This window comes from Clostridium amazonense (assembly GCF_056431285.1).
Genome location: NZ_JBWKMH010000003.1, coordinates 182,045 through 198,651, shown reverse-complemented (window position 1 = coordinate 198,651; position 16,607 = coordinate 182,045). Strand labels below are relative to the sequence as shown.

At 25.3% G+C, this 16,607-nt stretch carries 16 protein-coding genes and 1 riboswitch; of the genes, 4 read left to right on the top strand and 12 right to left on the bottom strand.

What is annotated here, in order from left to right; all coding sequences use genetic code 11:
* Positions 1–645: a hypothetical protein gene (locus tag AC07E4_RS01775; RefSeq protein WP_478215604.1), complete on the bottom strand. Its 645-nt coding sequence runs from the start codon at positions 643–645 to the stop codon at positions 1–3.
* Between the two features lie 227 nt (positions 646–872).
* Between AC07E4_RS01775 and AC07E4_RS01770 the strand changes: the two genes are divergently transcribed.
* Complete coding sequence (locus AC07E4_RS01770) at positions 873–1,943, top strand: DUF6709 family protein (protein WP_478215603.1); 1,071 nt, start codon at positions 873–875, stop codon at positions 1,941–1,943.
* 118 nt (positions 1,944–2,061) lie between these two features.
* Here the strand turns inward: AC07E4_RS01770 and AC07E4_RS01765 are convergent, their stop codons facing one another.
* The 7 genes from AC07E4_RS01765 to htpG form a co-directional block, all read right to left on the bottom strand.
* Positions 2,062–2,268: a helix-turn-helix domain-containing protein gene (locus AC07E4_RS01765; RefSeq protein ID WP_051540197.1), complete on the bottom strand. Its 207-nt coding sequence runs from the start codon at positions 2,266–2,268 to the stop codon at positions 2,062–2,064.
* A 185-nt stretch (positions 2,269–2,453) separates the two neighbouring features.
* A complete protein-coding gene (locus AC07E4_RS01760) occupies positions 2,454–2,711 on the bottom strand; it encodes a hypothetical protein (protein ID WP_040327871.1) in 258 nt (85 codons plus the stop codon).
* A gap of 54 nt (positions 2,712–2,765) precedes the next feature.
* A complete protein-coding gene (locus AC07E4_RS01755) occupies positions 2,766–3,299 on the bottom strand; it encodes a GNAT family N-acetyltransferase (RefSeq protein WP_040327872.1) in 534 nt (177 codons plus the stop codon).
* A gap of 11 nt (positions 3,300–3,310) precedes the next feature.
* Positions 3,311–4,123 (bottom strand): GNAT family N-acetyltransferase, encoded by an 813-nt coding sequence (locus AC07E4_RS01750; protein WP_478215602.1) that lies wholly within the window; start codon positions 4,121–4,123, stop codon positions 3,311–3,313.
* 102 nt (positions 4,124–4,225) lie between these two features.
* Complete coding sequence (locus AC07E4_RS01745; RefSeq protein ID WP_040327876.1) at positions 4,226–4,741, bottom strand: GNAT family N-acetyltransferase; 516 nt, start codon at positions 4,739–4,741, stop codon at positions 4,226–4,228.
* A gap of 308 nt (positions 4,742–5,049) precedes the next feature.
* Positions 5,050–5,532 carry a carbohydrate-binding protein gene (locus tag AC07E4_RS01740; protein WP_478215601.1) on the bottom strand — a complete coding sequence of 161 codons (483 nt, stop codon included), beginning with the start codon at positions 5,530–5,532 and terminating at the stop codon, positions 5,050–5,052.
* Between the two features lie 24 nt (positions 5,533–5,556).
* A riboswitch (cyclic di-GMP riboswitch) is annotated at positions 5,557–5,640 on the bottom strand.
* A gap of 128 nt (positions 5,641–5,768) precedes the next feature.
* Entirely contained in the window at positions 5,769–7,643 is a 1,875-nt protein-coding gene (gene htpG / locus AC07E4_RS01735) for a molecular chaperone HtpG (protein ID WP_040327880.1), read from the bottom strand.
* A 404-nt stretch (positions 7,644–8,047) separates the two neighbouring features.
* Between htpG and AC07E4_RS01730 the strand changes: the two genes are divergently transcribed.
* From AC07E4_RS01730 to AC07E4_RS01720, 3 genes are all read left to right on the top strand, one after another.
* Entirely contained in the window at positions 8,048–9,121 is a 1,074-nt protein-coding gene (locus AC07E4_RS01730; protein ID WP_478215600.1) for a VanZ family protein, read from the top strand.
* Positions 9,122–9,320: 199 nt separating this feature from the next.
* A complete protein-coding gene (locus AC07E4_RS01725; RefSeq protein WP_478215599.1) occupies positions 9,321–9,524 on the top strand; it encodes a hypothetical protein in 204 nt (67 codons plus the stop codon).
* 510 nt (positions 9,525–10,034) lie between these two features.
* Positions 10,035–10,994, top strand: coding sequence for an LCP family protein (locus AC07E4_RS01720; protein ID WP_040327890.1), 960 nt, complete (start codon positions 10,035–10,037; stop codon positions 10,992–10,994).
* Between the two features lie 67 nt (positions 10,995–11,061).
* Here AC07E4_RS01720 and AC07E4_RS01715 read toward each other — a convergent pair whose 3' ends face one another.
* The 4 genes from AC07E4_RS01715 to AC07E4_RS01700 form a co-directional block, all read right to left on the bottom strand.
* Entirely contained in the window at positions 11,062–12,369 is a 1,308-nt protein-coding gene (locus AC07E4_RS01715; RefSeq protein ID WP_478215598.1) for an APC family permease, read from the bottom strand.
* 17 nt (positions 12,370–12,386) lie between these two features.
* On the bottom strand, positions 12,387–13,118 hold the full coding sequence (locus AC07E4_RS01710; RefSeq protein ID WP_478215597.1) for a gamma-glutamyl-gamma-aminobutyrate hydrolase family protein: 732 nt from the start codon (positions 13,116–13,118) through the stop codon (positions 12,387–12,389).
* Positions 13,119–13,355: 237 nt separating this feature from the next.
* The gene (locus AC07E4_RS01705; RefSeq protein WP_040327894.1) at positions 13,356–15,383 is read right to left on the bottom strand and encodes a sigma-54 interaction domain-containing protein; all 2,028 of its coding nucleotides are present in this window, start codon (positions 15,381–15,383) and stop codon (positions 13,356–13,358) included.
* A 199-nt stretch (positions 15,384–15,582) separates the two neighbouring features.
* Complete coding sequence (locus tag AC07E4_RS01700) at positions 15,583–16,551, bottom strand: transposase (RefSeq protein ID WP_478215596.1); 969 nt, start codon at positions 16,549–16,551, stop codon at positions 15,583–15,585.
* Between the last annotated feature and the right edge of the window lie 56 nt (positions 16,552–16,607).

Here is a 16,607-nt window from a genome sequence, read left to right as displayed (position 1 = left end):
TTAAGAAGCTTTATTTTTATATAAATTTTCTAATTCCTCTTTATAATATCTTGGATAAAGTACATTATTTATTATATGCATTTTCTTTTTTCCATTTTTCAATATATAGCAATTTCCACTATTTTTAAAATCAAAATTGAAATCAGTATTTATATTAAATTCATCTATTTTTTTATCTAATTTATTTCCAATAAAAATATTTTTTTCTGTAGTTTTATATAAAAATATTTTTCCGTCATATGATTTTCCTAATATTAAAGAAATTGAGCATATAAGTAAAACTGACCAAAACTCTATACTTATCCATGAATTTCTTGCTTGAATAATATTTACTATAGACATTACTAACCATACATACCCTACCACTCTTGCATCTTGATAATAACTACTATAAAAAATATTTTTTTCCTTATTAAGTTGAAGTAATAAAGCTTCTACTAAATATTTATCTTCTGAAAGTGTGTTCACAATATTATGTGTAATTACTTTATTTTTATATAACATTTTAAAAACATAATTATCATCTAAATAAGCAGCCTTTATATCCTTACCATCATATTCTTTTGTTCTAAACTTTTTATAAAAAGTTAATTTTCCATCATTTAACTCTACATACGCCTTTTTATTATAATCTCTTATAACCATATTTATTTATCCCCCTAAGCTTTTTAATATTATAACAATTTTTATATTTTTTTACAATTTAGTTATTTAAAAGTTGTATAATCTAGTATATTGTAAAAAAATAATATATATACAATTAAACTATCAACTTTTGTAACTTTTAATCGAATTTTATAATATACTTATTATTAAAATTTTATATTTTTTAAATAATAAGTATTAAAAGGTATAAAAAGGAGAATTTATTTATGAGACAAACAAGCTTTATGAAAATTTATAAAAAAAGATGGCATTCTAAAATTTTAGCATTATCATTTTGTATGTTGATAATTTTAGGATTTATACTTGCAGGACTGTATAATTATTATGATCACTCAACTAACCCCATGATAGTTAAAAATTTAGATGATTATAAAATGGCCCTTAATAATCATTCTTATATCCAAGTATCATCTAATGATTTATATGATTTAAATATTTCTACTACAGAAACAACTAGCAAATTTGGGATAAAGTTAAATGAAAGAATTACATCTCACTTAATGGCAATAAAATTAGATGCTTTTATTCTGCCAATAGATTTGCCAAATAAAATTTATTTTGAACTCTCTGAAGGAAAATCAAACTCATACATATTTACTGGTCACCTACGTGAGCTTCCTGATGAAGACTTAGCTTTAATTAAAACATCAATTTCAGAAAATGAATTTTTAGGCACTAATTCACAATTAAAACCCTATTATCAATATTTACATTATGAAACCCCATTACAATCAGCTTTAATTTGCTTTACTTGTGCTATTTTATGCTTATTGTTTATTGCTTTTCTTTACTTCTTTGTTATGAGAAAAAATAACATTGCTTTAAAAAGTCTTAAAAATTTTTCATTAGGTAATTTAGATGAAGCTCTAATTCAAATTGATAAAGAATTAAATCTACCTAATACATATATAAATGGACCAATTTATATTACTGAAAATTATATAGTTGTTAATACACAACAAATAACTTTAGCACTTCCTTTAAAAGAATTAGTTTGGGCATACAAAAAAACTGTGAAACAAAAAGCAGGTGGAATTATAACTGTTGCCAAAAGTAATATGTTAGTTCTTAACTTTTCCGATAAGAAAACTTATACAATAAATATTGCAAAAGGCAATAATTTGATAGATGATGTCATTTGCCATATATCCCAAAATTGTTCTAAAACTTTTGTCGGATATTCTGAAAAACTTAATAATCTATATAAAAAAGATTATAATAAATTTATATCTCAATGGAACATGAAAAAGGAAACTTCAGCTATACAAAACGATTAAATACGAGCAATAAACATTTAGTTTCACAAAAATAACTTAAATGTTCCCAGAACTCTAGTTTTCATAGTTGTATTACTTTTATTATAAAAAATAAGGTGTTAATTCAACACCTTATTTTTTAGCTTATACATAATTCATTTTTACTACAATTAAAAAACTCCGCAATCTTTTTAATTGTCATCTCATCTGGATACGCTTCTAAGTTTTCATACATTTCTAAAGTTGCTATACTAAGACCTAGTTCATATGCTAGTTCATCTTTACTTAAGTTTAAATTTATTCTTAACTTTTTTAAGTTTTTCGAAAAGTTACTATATCCAATCATTTATATTACCCCAACTCTCATTAAAAATCTCTCTATATAAATTATATTATTTTAATGAGACATAAGTTGTCCATGTAAAAAATTAATATAATGTTAATTCTTGCATAATATAATTGTTAATTTTAATTGGGTTGATTTCCATCTACTTACATCACAAATCAAATTCACAGTTTTAAGTGCTATATTTAATACAAATCCATTTTTTCTATTGATTTATCATATTTAGAAACTTTGCTTTCAAAATACTTGCATATCTCATTATCACTTACCTCACAGCCTACTTCTTGAATCTCTAAATATACATTTCCTGCAATAACTCTTCTTTCATCTTTGCTAGGTTTTCTTTTATTTTCTACTATAAAATTAATATACCTTTCTCTAAGCATTGTGGAAATCTTTATTTGCTCCTTCATATTTAACTGTACCCACTTTTTTTTCATCATTTGTTTTCATCACTCCTAAATTATAACATTCTAACCATAAATCTTACTACATATTTAACTATTATAATATTCTTCTCTTAAAATTCCCATAGAAACTTCATCATGATATTTTCCATCAACAAAAAGTTCGTCCCTTAATATGCCTTCAACCTTAAATCCACATTTTTCATAAGATTTTATAGCTCTTTTATTGAAAGAAAATACATTTAGCTTTATTTTGTGTATATTCATTTGCTCAAATATAAAGTGCATTAAGACTTTCATAGCATCTGTTCCATATCCTTTTCCTAAATAATCTTTGTCTCCTATAAAAATCCCTACCACTACGTAACTGTTTTTCCAATCTACTTCATTTATACCACAACCACCTATATATTTTTTATCTTCTAATGTTTCTATTGCAAAGTTATAAGTATCTTTACTTGCACTTAAATTTTCATACCATTTTTCTTCATCTTCATAAGTATACAGAAAAGGAATTCCTGGATTTAAAAGTTTTTTTATTTCTGAATCATTAACGTACTCCTGTGCCAATTTAATGTCTTCTTTTTTATATTCTCTAAGCCTTATCTTTTCACCTTTATACATATTTTCTCCTCCTAATATATAAACATAACACTATCTACATCTCCACATTCTTCATATCCAATGTTTTTATATACATTTACTGCTGTTTTATTATTTAAATTTGCATACAGCATTGGTGTTAATCCTTCTTCTAATAATTTTTCACTTAATTTAGCAACTAACGAACTTGCATATCCGTTATTTCTTTCATTTTTATTTGTATATACACTAGTTATTCTAGCATATTCTAAAGTTTTATGAACAACCCTTGCCATTGCTACAATCTTTTTATCTACTTCCCATAAGAATAAATCATTATTATTTATAATTTCCATTGCTTCTAGTATTTTTCTTTCTCTATCTATTCCTTCTTCACCTGATGATTCATTAAAATCTGATAAATACTGTGAAACTATATCTGTATGCTTTAAATTTGCTTTAACCATTTTCCCTTTTGAGTACTTGTCTAATATTACTTTTGTACATTTATATGCACCCATTCCTATATATTTTTTACATTCTACATTAAACTTATCTTCATAAACTTTTGATATTTTTGATATAAAATCAGGTTCACCTGATACTCCACTTATGCTATTTTCATTAAGTACATCACAAAGTTCATTTGTTACAATATCAAGCTTTTCCTCAGCCATATCCTGTATTGCCCAAATCCACATATCATGCCCTGGATTGCACATTGCTATTAAATCATCTTCTTCTGTCTTTAAAGCTAAAACTTCATTTCCCTCACTTATTCTATAAAAAAGATTAAATTGGACATCATAATCCTTAAATGGTTTTTTAAGTAAAACATCACTATCACTTTTAAAACAACTTAACATATATCCCCATCCCCTTTTATACAATTTTAATTTTTTTATATTAATTTGACTTGTGTATTAAAAATATTTTTTAAATTTAATATACAAGTCAAATATTTAAATCTACTTAATAAGTTTATAATTATATCTAGCCATTATATATTCATCCTCATAAATTCCATTTCTTATGATTGCATATTTTCTTTTTCCTTCAATTACAAATCCTAATGATTTATAAAGGCTTATAGCTTTTTCATTGTCCACAAATACGCCTAACTCTATTCTAACTAACATTAACCAATTATCTGCTATATCAAGTAATTCTTTCATAAGCGCTGTTCCAATACCATTTCCTTGGTAATCTTTTCCTATACTTATTCCCATACTTCCTGAATGTCTTACTCTATTAGATTTGTTTACAGATAAAGAAGCTACTCCTATAACTTTTTTCACTCCATCTTCTAATATTTCAGCCACTATCATATGATCATTTTCTGTAAGATTATCAATAATTCTTTGTGATCTTGAAATTCTTTCACTAACAATCCCCATTGTATTTTCTCTTACACCATCTTGACGTCTTATTTCATTTATAAACTCTGCATCTTCTTTTACTACTGGCCTTATTAAAAAGTTCATTTAATCATCCCCTAAATCACAAAATTTTCTTAACATTATTCTTGAAGTATTTTTCATTCAATTCACTAAATTTAAAATTTATATAAAAAAAACACTACGAATTCACTTTAGTAGTGACTCCGTAGTGGTATCTACGTGTAGGATTAATCCCTGTGTCGCTCACTTTTGCTTAGACACACTCACTTTATGTATTTATAATATACATTTTCCAATAAATTGTCAACTTAATTTCCATTTATTCAAATTATTGTTTAAATAAAACAAAAAGCTATAGTACAATATTATTTATACTATAGCTTACTACTTTTCTATTTAACTAACTCCCAAAACATTGGTGCTTCACATGGATTCCAACCTGGTTGTGCATAATGGAATCTTTTGCATTTATAAATATTTGAATTATAACTTACAATATCACCTTTTTGATATGGAACTTTGCTACTTTCAACGTGAGTTTCATCTGTATACCATTCTGGCACAACACCTACTGATTTCCAAAACATTCTTGCTTCACTTGGATTCCAGCCTAGTTGAGGATAATGAAATCTTTTGCATTCATATACTTTACCGTTATAAATTGCAATACTACCTTTTATGTAAGGGTTCTTTTCATTTTGATTTAATCCTTCTTGTGCGTTCCAAATACTCATTGGACTTTCTTCATCTACTACATTATATTGAATTTTAGAACTCTCCATTGTTTTAGCTGTAACTGTAGGAATCACTCCTCCAAATACCATTGCTGTACCTAAAAATAATGATGTAATAACTTTAACTTGTTTACTTTTCATATTAACACTCCTAATTTTTTTTAATTATAATTAGGTCGGTTGCACTACTAACTCCATATAATTTAAGTGCCCACATACAAATTATACTTCTTCATTTCCTAAATTTATTATATAATACTTTATTTTCCTTGTAAATAAAATTCTTTATTTTCTTATTTTTCCTTAAAAGGATCTTTATTTATAAAATATAAAATGGTTTCTATTACCTAAATAATAGAAACCATTTTAATATCACATTATTTCATTATTTTACAGATGTTATTTGTAAATTCTACTGGATCATTTATAGCTAATCCTTCTATAAGTAAAGCTTGATTATATAATAAATCTGTATATAATTTGAATTTTTCTTCATCTTTTTCATGAGCATCTTTTAAAGCTTTAAATACTTCATGATTTTCATTTATCTCTAAAATTTTATCCGCTTTTACATCTTGACCATTTGGCATAGCTTTTAAAACTTTTTCCATCTCTATTGAAAGTTCACCTTCATTAGATAAACATACTGGATGATTTTTTAATCTCTTTGAAGCTTTAACTGATTTAACTTTATCAGCCAATACATTTTTCATAGCTTCAAAAACTCCTTTATTCTCTTCATTTTCAGATAAATTTTTATCGTCTTCTGTCTCTATTCCTAAATCACTACTAGATACAGATTTAAATTCTTTTTCTTTATAATTCATCATCATTTTAATTGCAAATTCATCTACTTCTTCAGTAAAGTATAATATCTCATATCCTTTATCTAATACTAATTCTGTTTGTGGAAGTTTCTCAATTCTTTCCACTGAATCACCAACAGCATAGTAGATGTATTTTTGATCTTCTGGCATTCTAGATACATATTCATTTAAAGTTACCATTTTCTTTTCTTTAGATGAATAGAACATTAATAAATCTTGAAGTACATCCTTATTGCTTCCAAATTCACTATATACACCATATTTTAATTGAGAGCCAAAAGTTTTATAGAATTTCTCATATTTTTCTCTATCATTTTTTAATAGATTTTCAAGTTCACCTTTTATTTTATTTTTTATATTTTTAGCTATTAATTTTAATTGTCTATCATGTTGTAATATTTCTCTAGATATGTTAAGTGAAAAATCTTCTGAATCAACTATACCTTTTACAAATCCAAAGTAGTCTGGTAATAAATCACCACATTTATTCATTATTAAAACACCATTTGAATAAAGCTCTAATCCTTTTTCATACTCTTTTGTATAGAAATCATATGGAGCTTTTTCTGGAATAAATAATATTGAATTATAACTTACCATACCATCTACACTAATATGAACATGTTTTATAGGTTTATCAAATCCAAAGTGTTTTTCACTATAGAAGTTATTATAGTCTTCTTCAGTAAGTTCATTTTTATTTTTTCTCCAAATAGGAACCATGCTATTTACTGTTTCTTCTTCTTTATATTCCTCGTATTCTTCTTCACTACCTTCTTTTAACTTATTTTTTGTTAATTCCATTTTAATTGGATATCTTATAAAGTCAGAATACTTTTTAATTAAATTTCTTAAACTATATTCATCTAAATAATCATCAAAATTTTCATCTTCTGTATTATCTTTAATTTTTAATATTATTTCTGTACCTACAGAATCTCTATCACATTCTTCAATTGTATATCCTTCTACCCCTTGTGATTCCCATCTGTAAGCTTTATCGCTTCCAAAAGCTTTAGTTATAACAGTAACTTTATCCGCTACTAAAAATGCTGAATAAAACCCAACACCAAACTGGCCAATTATATCATGACCTTCTTCTAATTCATTTTCTTTCTTAAATTGAAGTGAACCACTCTTTGCAATAACTCCTAAATTGTTTTCTAACTCTTCTTCAGTCATTCCAATACCAGTATCACATATTCTTAACACTCTATTCTCTTTTTCTGGCATTACTTTAATATAATAATCTTCTTTGTTAAAAGTTAACGAATCATCACTTAATGTTTTATAATAAATCTTATCAATTGCATCACTTGCATTAGATAATAACTCTCTTAAAAAAATCTCTCTATGAGTATAAATTGAATTAATCATAATGTCTAATAATCTCTTAGACTCTGCTTTAAATTGTTTAGTTTCCATTTTCAAATGCTCCCTTCACCATAAAGACTATATATTTAATTTATTTTTATTTCTATTTTGTTAGCACTATATCACAACGAGTGCTAACAGCATATCTTTTATATACCATATTTAAAAATGCATGTCAAGTTCATGAATTAAACTTTTAACTTAATACTTTGTTTTGACATTTTATAATTTTATAAATATATTACCAATTATCCTAATTCAACTTTAATTAAAATTGTTAAATATTGATTAATTTCTATTATTAATTATTTACTACAAAAATTTATTAATTCTACTTAATTATGAATTAAATTAAACGAAGTTATTATAATCATATTAATTGTTTCACTGTACAAAATATAGTTAAACATATTAATTTATTTATGAACTATTTAAAATTTAGGAGGTTTTCTATTTTGAGTGCTTATTTATTTCCAATAAAAGTAGCAGTATTATTATTTCCAATATTAACTTCTATAATATGCATTCCATATGCTGTATATAATTATAGAAAATATGGAACAAATAACAAATTTAAAATATTTATTTTTTATACATTTGTTTTTTATTGTATTACAGCTTTTTTTATGACTTTATTACCATTACCACAAGTTGATGAACCTTTTTTTACAGGCTCTAATACTCAACTGATTCCATTTACATTTATAAAAGATTTTTTATCTGAAACAAGTGTTATATTAACTAAACCTAATACATACTTGCATATATTTTCTGAGCCAGCTTTTATGCAAGTTTTCTTTAACATTGTACTTACAATACCTCTGGGAGTTTATCTTAGATACTATTTCAAAAAAAGTTTTAACCAAACTTTACTTATATCTTTTTTAGTAGCTGTGTTTTTTGAGGTTACACAATTAACTGGTATATATGGAATTTACAAATATCCTTATAGATTATTTGATGTAGATGACCTTATGATAAATACGTTGGGTGGATTAATTGGGTACTCAATAACACCACTATTTAAATATATTTTACCTGATATAAATATTATAAAATCCAAAACATTTAATAAAGGCTCTTCACCAAGTTATCCTAAACGCATCTTAGCTTTTTTAATCGATTGGAATATATGTTTCTTTTTCTTTAATGAAGAAAACATCTTTTCATTTATTTTTGTAACTTTTATATATTTCATTTTAGTACCATATTACTCAAATGGATTTACGCTTGGAAAATATATATTAAAAATTAAGCTAAAAGGACCAACTGACAAATTAAGTTTTAAACAAGTATTTAAAAGATATGGTATTTTACTATATGGATTTTTTCTTTCATCTTACATACTTAATAATGGAATTGATTTTTTACTTAGAATAGAAAAATATGATTTTTTTATATTACTATTCATTATGCAAATACTACTAAATAGTTTTGCACTTATACACTTAGTCAGCCATATTTTTAAAAGAAATCCTATACTCTTACATGATAAAATCAGCCATGTAGAAAATATAAATTTATCTTAAATGTTATAAGAGAGTGTTTAAAAAATTTAACTTAAACACTCTTTTATATTTCTAATTCATTAATTTTATGTAACTTTACAATATTGTTACATAAAATTAACTATATATTTATGAAACAATGTTGAATATTTTTTGTTTCAATAGTAAAATATATACAGTTATTAAATTATTTTACATTTTATTAGAAGGAGGTATTTTTATGAAAAAACTTATAAAAAAAATTTCTGTTCTGTCATGTGCTGCTCTTTTAATTGGTGGAATTGGCTTAACAACTGTTGCTAGCGCTAGACCTGGTTGTATGTGTGATGATCCTAATATAGAATCCTGGAAAATTGGGAAATGTACTATGAGATATCACTGCAAAAATTGTGGTTGGTGGGGAGACTGGACATACTGTAAATAATAATTTGTACTTTCCAATATTGTCACATACACAGACTATTTATTAAGAAATAAACTTCAATAATTTTGTAATAATACACTATTAAATTAATTTGTATTTTACAATATAATTCTTTTAGTTAGTGTCATTATTTTAACAACTGTTATCAATATTGGATATTCTTATATAGTTAACAACTTATTAAGTGAATTATATCTTATAAATAATTTTGCTATTAGATATTGTTGTGGCAATTGAAACTGAAATTATTATAAATAGTATAAAAAATAAAATGATATCAAATTTTGATATCATTTTATTTTTTTAATTTTGATATTTGTATCTATCCTAACTATTTTTTATACTAAACTATAATTATTGTAGTGATTTTATTTTAGAGTACATAATTTTCTTTAACAATACTACTTTTTAATTTAGATTTTATACAATTTATATTTTTCTAAATTTCAACACAATTTTGCTATTTGTATGCTATACTATTTTTACTAATGTTTAACATAAATAGGAGAGGTGTTTAAATTGGATAAATCAAATAAATCCAAAAAAATATTAATATCTATTATTGTTGTTGTTTTATTAATAATTACTACTTTAACAATGTATACTCTATATTTATCAAATAAAGTTCAAAAGCACAACATTTCTAAAAATGATACAGATTTAGGAATTTCAAAAGAATTTAAAGAAAAAATAGATTCAAATCCAGATATTAAAAATATAACTAATATTGCTTTATTTGGAGTTGACTCGCCAGATGATAAAAATGAAAATGGACGTTCAGACTCAATAATGATACTTACTATAGATAATGTTCATAATAAATTAAAACTTACATCAATAATGAGAGATTCTTATGTAAATATTTCTAATCATGGAATGGATAAAATTAATCATGCATACTCCTTCGGCGGACCAGAACTAGCAATAAACACATTAAACTCTAACTTTGATCTTAACATCAATGACTATGCTATGGTTAACTTTTCTACGTTACCTCAAATTATAGATAAATTAGGTGGTGTAGATATAAATATAAAAGATTATGAAATTCCTAGTTTATCAACATATGGTATATATTCTCCTGGTGAATATACCTTAAATGGAGAACAAGCTTTAACTTACTGTAGAATAAGATATGATGGAAATGGCGATTATGAAAGAACCGAAAGACATAGAGCAGTTCTTAACAGCTTATTTGAAAAATTCAAAGAGCAAAATGTTGCTGATTATATGTCATTAGCAGATACTATACTCCCACTTGTTAAAACAAGTCTTTCAACTACTGAAATAATAAAAACTGGTACAATTATATTAACATCTGGAATGAAAAATTTAGAACAAGAACGCTTTCCTACTGATGAGTATTCTAGTGGCGAAATTATTGATGATGTATTCTATTTAACATTTGATAAAGAAAATGTTAAAGATCAAATTCATAAATATATATTCGAAGATATAAAACCTAAATAAAAAATAGAGGTTACATTAATTATATTTTATGTAACCTCCATTTTATTAATTATATTTCTATAAACTTTTAAGCAACATCTTCTACATCATTTTTATGTTTCTTATTCATTTTAATCATTAATAAATATATAGGAATTCCTATTATTAAACCACCTAGTCCCCATAATATTTTTTCCGTTGATGATTGGAATAATAGCCATATACTTACGCATATTGCAAGTATTGGAACTACAGGTCCTAGTGGAATTTTGAATGAACTTTTTAAATCTGGTCTTTTCTTTCTTAAAACTAGTACCGCTAAACATGTTGGTACATATTGTGCAAATCTTGAAACAACACTAATAGCTGCTAACTTTGTGAAACTACCTGATAAAGCAACTGGTATAGTTAATGCAACTGTAACTATTATCGCTATATATGGTGTTCCTTTTTTATTATATTTTGCTAAACATTTAGGAAGTAATCCATCTTCTGCTAGTGCTACTGCTGTTCTTGGAGTAATAAATGATGATGCTATGTTAATACCACCTATAGATACTAATGTTCCTGCACTTACTAATATTCCTCCCCAAGATCCTAAAAATATTGATGAAGCATCTGCAACTGGAGTTTTAGTTACTGCAAGTCCCTGTCCTAATATTCCAATTGATACTGTTTGTATTAATAAATAAACTACTGATACTATAATCATTACTGTAATTATTGCTTTTGGTATATTTTTTTCTGGATTATCCATATCCTCTGCTGCAACAGCTATAGATTCAAAACCTGTAAATGCATAAAATATTAAAAGAGCTGTTGCACCAAATGAACCACTTACATATGTTCCATTAGGAAATACTGGTGTGAAATTTGAACCTTTTATAAAGAAAATACCTACTGCTATGAATATAATTAATGGTAATAATTTACCTACTGTTATTATATTGTTTAAAACTTTTGATATATTTACACCTAAAATATTAACTACTCCTAGTCCCCCTAGAATCGCTACTATTATTATATTTTTAGTCATACCTTCACCAGCTGCTGGCCATATTGCTGATAATGCTGTAACAAATCCAACTGCCATAGTTGCCCATGCTATAATTCCTATAGCCCATTTCATAAATCCTACTTCAAACCCTACAAAGTCACCAAATGCTTCTTTTGCATAAACATATGGTCCACCATTTTTATTAAACATTCCACCAACTTCTGCAAAACATAACGCAATACTAACAACTAATAACATGTCAAACAATATAACTAATAAACTTGCTGGACCTATAAGTTCCATAGCTTGATTTGGTAAAAGAAATATTCCTGATCCTATAATTGAATTAATACCAAGTAATACTATACTCCAAAAACCTATTTTCTTCTTATTACCCATAAAAATCACACCTCTTTTTATTTATTTTTGCATTCATTTATAAAATATTTAAATATATCCATCATTCCTTTATCTACTCCTGACATCATTTCTGGATGCCATTGAATTCCCATAACTAGTGGCTTTTCTTCTCTTTCAATAGCTTCTACAACTCCATCTTCAGCTAAAGCTACTATTCTAAATCCATCAGCTACATCTTTTACTGCTAAGTGATGAAAAGAATTTGAATATGTTTTTTCACCTAAAATCCCACCTAAAACAGAATCCTTTTCAACAGTTACTGTGTGAGTAGCTTGACTTGGTAATGAACCTTGATTGTGTTTAATATAACATCCCTCAATTAAAGATAAATCTTGATAAAGACTTCCTCCATTTGCTACATTTATAACTTGATGTCCTCTACAAATACCTATGATAGGCATATTTTTATTCATAGCTTTTTTTACTAATTTAAAATCAAAATCATCTCTCTCTGGATATATACCTCCTAATTTTTGATGCGGTTCTTCATTAAATAATAAAGGGTTTACATCATGTCCACCTGATAATATTAATCCATCAATTAAATCTAATTGACTTTCTATAACTTCTTCATCATTATTCATTGGTATTATAAATGGAATACCACCTGCCTCAATTACTGACCTAACATAATCATTATTTACATATGATCTTTTGTATCCCGGAAACATTCCTCCTTCATCAATAATCATACTTCCTGAAATACCTATAATGGGCTTTTTCTTCATGAATTACTCCTCCTAAATAATTTAAAGTCTATCTTTTGTTACCTCAATTATTTATAAAGCAATTTGCGTGCCAACTTTATTGAAATGAATCTTTTTATTTATAATTTGAATAAATACATGTAGTTTTATTTATTAATTAGAAAATATTAATATCTTAATTAATTTCTGAATTTACTTTTTATTTTCAATAGGTGTAAAAATAGGTGTATTTTAAAATAAACACACCTATTTTTACACCTATTTATTGAATTCTTCAAGAAATTTAATACCTTTTTCCGATATAACACTTCCCTTTCTTCCTTTTCCACTTATAATTAAATCTATCTTGCTGCAATCTAATAATATTTTTCTTACATCATTTTCACTTATGTCTATATTCTTTTTATTTAATATCTTAACTATATTATTTCTTCCAATATTTTGATTTAAATTGTTAAAAAAATTAATTTCCTTTAATACCTCAACAACAACGTTAAAGTTATGCTTATTTTCCAAAAATATTTTTTCCTCTTCAAAATTTTTATTTACAGTATCATGTTGAAAATAATATGGTAAATCCTCTACACATATAACATTTTCACACATTAACTCTAGATAGGATGCTAAATTTTGAAGTTCCCTTACATTTCCTGGCCAATCATAGTTAACAAGTGCATATTTAGCCGAATCTTCTATTTCTATTTCTCTATTTATAAAATGAATAAGTAAATCAACTATATCTTCTTTCCTTTTTCTTAGTGGAGGAATATTTAGTGGTAATACATTTAATCTATAATATAAATCTCCCCTAAATTTATCTTCCTCTACAAGTTGTAACAGATTTTTATTTGTTGCCGCTATAACTCTTATATTTATATCTATTACCTTATTTGCACCTATTCTCGTTACTTGTCTTTCTTGCAATACTCTTAAAAGTTTAGTTTGAAGATATAATGGCATGTCACCTATTTCATCTAAAAATATAGTTCCATTGTTAGCTTGCTCAAACAATCCCTGTTTTCCGTCCTTTAATGCTCCAGTAAATGCTCCTGATTCATATCCAAAAAGTTCACTTTCCAATAAATTTTCTGGCATAGCAGCACAGTTTACAGCTATAAATGGTTGCTTACTTCTAAGTGAATTATTATGTATAGATTGAGCAAATAATTCTTTTCCAGTTCCACTTTCACCTAATATCAGTACAGTTAAATCTGATGTAGATATTTTTTGTGATAATTTTATTGTTTCATTCATACTTTTTGATTTTGTTATTATGTCTTTAAAATTATATCTTGCTATATGCCCCTTTTCTCTAATCTTCTTACTTAAATTTTGTTCTAGCTGTCTTATGTATGTAATTTCTTGAAAATGATAATATACCCCACTTTCAAGTCCAAAACTGCATATAGTATGTTTATTTACATTTATAAATCTTTTATTAAACTCTATAACTTCATCTTTAAAATCATTTTTATTTAACAGAAAATTTAATTTATCATTAAATACACTATCTATACTTTCACCAATAATATTTCTGTTTATTCCTAAAATATCTTTCATTTTCTCATTACATATAGTTATTTTTCCATCATAATATGTAAATATAATTCCATTTTCAGATAAATTTATTACCGTATCTAATTCTTCATTTCTTAAAAATAATTCTTTATATCTTTCACTAATTCCAACATCAGAGTTAACTAATTTTTCTGAGTACTTTATAAGATTACTATGTAAAAATTTCTTATCTTCATCTTTAATATCTATATATGACATTAACTTTATAAAAGTTGAAACGTCAATCTTTCTATCACCTACATCTACTATATTTTTTATATGACTAGGAACATTATTGCTTTCTCCTGGTGTTATTGCTATATATGTACTTTTATAATCTATATCCTCATAATACGGAATTAAATTTAAGTGATTTATTCCAAGTTCATAAAATAAACTCATTATTTCATATGTAGTTTCCTTATTGTCATTCACTACTAAAACATCAGTTCCTTCGGGAATTGAAAATATCTTAGGCATCTCTCTCGTTTCAATAGTTCTTTTAATGACTGTCACTTTTGAATTTGGTTTTATGTGCTTTCTTATTTCAAAAGCCCTTTCCTTTATCATTACTAGTACAATTTCTTCATCTATAATAAAATCGTCACTAAATTCTTTTAAAAAGTAATTATTTACAACTATTTTATCAGCAAAAACTTCCTTTAAATTTTCTTTTAAAACCCTTGCCAACCTTGAATTAGAGTCTGTTATTAATGCTATCTCCTTCATTAAATCCTCCACAAAATTTATTATTGTAGGTGACAGTCATTTTTATTAATGACTGTCACTTTTTAGGTGCATTTTATAAATTAATAATAAATCAACTATTAATTATCACTATTTATTATGTGTTTTATTTCTTTTTTTTATAGCTTGTACATTTTTAGTTTATTATAATTATTTTCAAGCAATTTATCAAAATTTTTTATTATTTATTTTCTCTATAAAATTTTTCTATTATATATTGATATTTTTCATTTTCTAATATCAATCTAATTCCTTCATTACTTAATATGTTTACTTCCTCTATAGACATATATTCTAACATATCACCAATTTGTCTTGTTGTTTTTCTTGTATATATTCCTGATAGTAATACAAATAGTGACTTAGCTTCCTTTACTCCATGTTCATCTTTGGTTAAAAATAAACTTTTTAATATACCTGTTTCTTTCTCAACAAAATCTACTACTTTTTCTATAGGAAAATCTCTTTTTAATATTTCTCTTGGTTTTTCAAATGTTTTATCTTCTAGTATTATTTCTATATTTTTATTCATAATTTTAATTGGAATATCTAAATTTAATTCATTGAAATGATTTACCTTTTGTGTAAGTGTAAATTTGAATAGCTCTAAGTATGATTGTTTTGCATAATATTCCCTATTATTCCTCTTTGTCGTAGCCAGTATACTAAGTACAAAATCTGTATCTATTACTTTAAATTCATCTTTTTTTCCTAAATAGCATTTCATGCTTGAAAATCTATATTCCTCTGATTTATCCCTATAGCCTTTAATATCTCTTGCATTAGCATGAATATATAATGATGCCTTTAACATTTGTTCATCTGATTTTATTAATTCACTAAAAAATCTTTCCTTTAATAGTGAACCACTAGTTTTATGTTTCTTATTATAGTATTTTACATATCTAAGTCCTATGCTTTTCATTATTACTGATATTTTTTCACCATTGGAATCTATTAAAAAATGTGCATGGGTATCCATTAGGCAATATCCATATACTTTAAACTGATATTTTATTTGACTTTCTCTCATTTTTTCCATAAACATTTCTTTATCTTTTTCATTACAAAATAACTTCTTTGGTTTTGATTCCTTTATTACTATATGATATATTCCATTTTCTTCAGTTATCCTTGCATAACGTGACAAAACTATCTCTCCTTTATATATGTTTTATTTATGAGTATAGCCAAGTAAAACATATA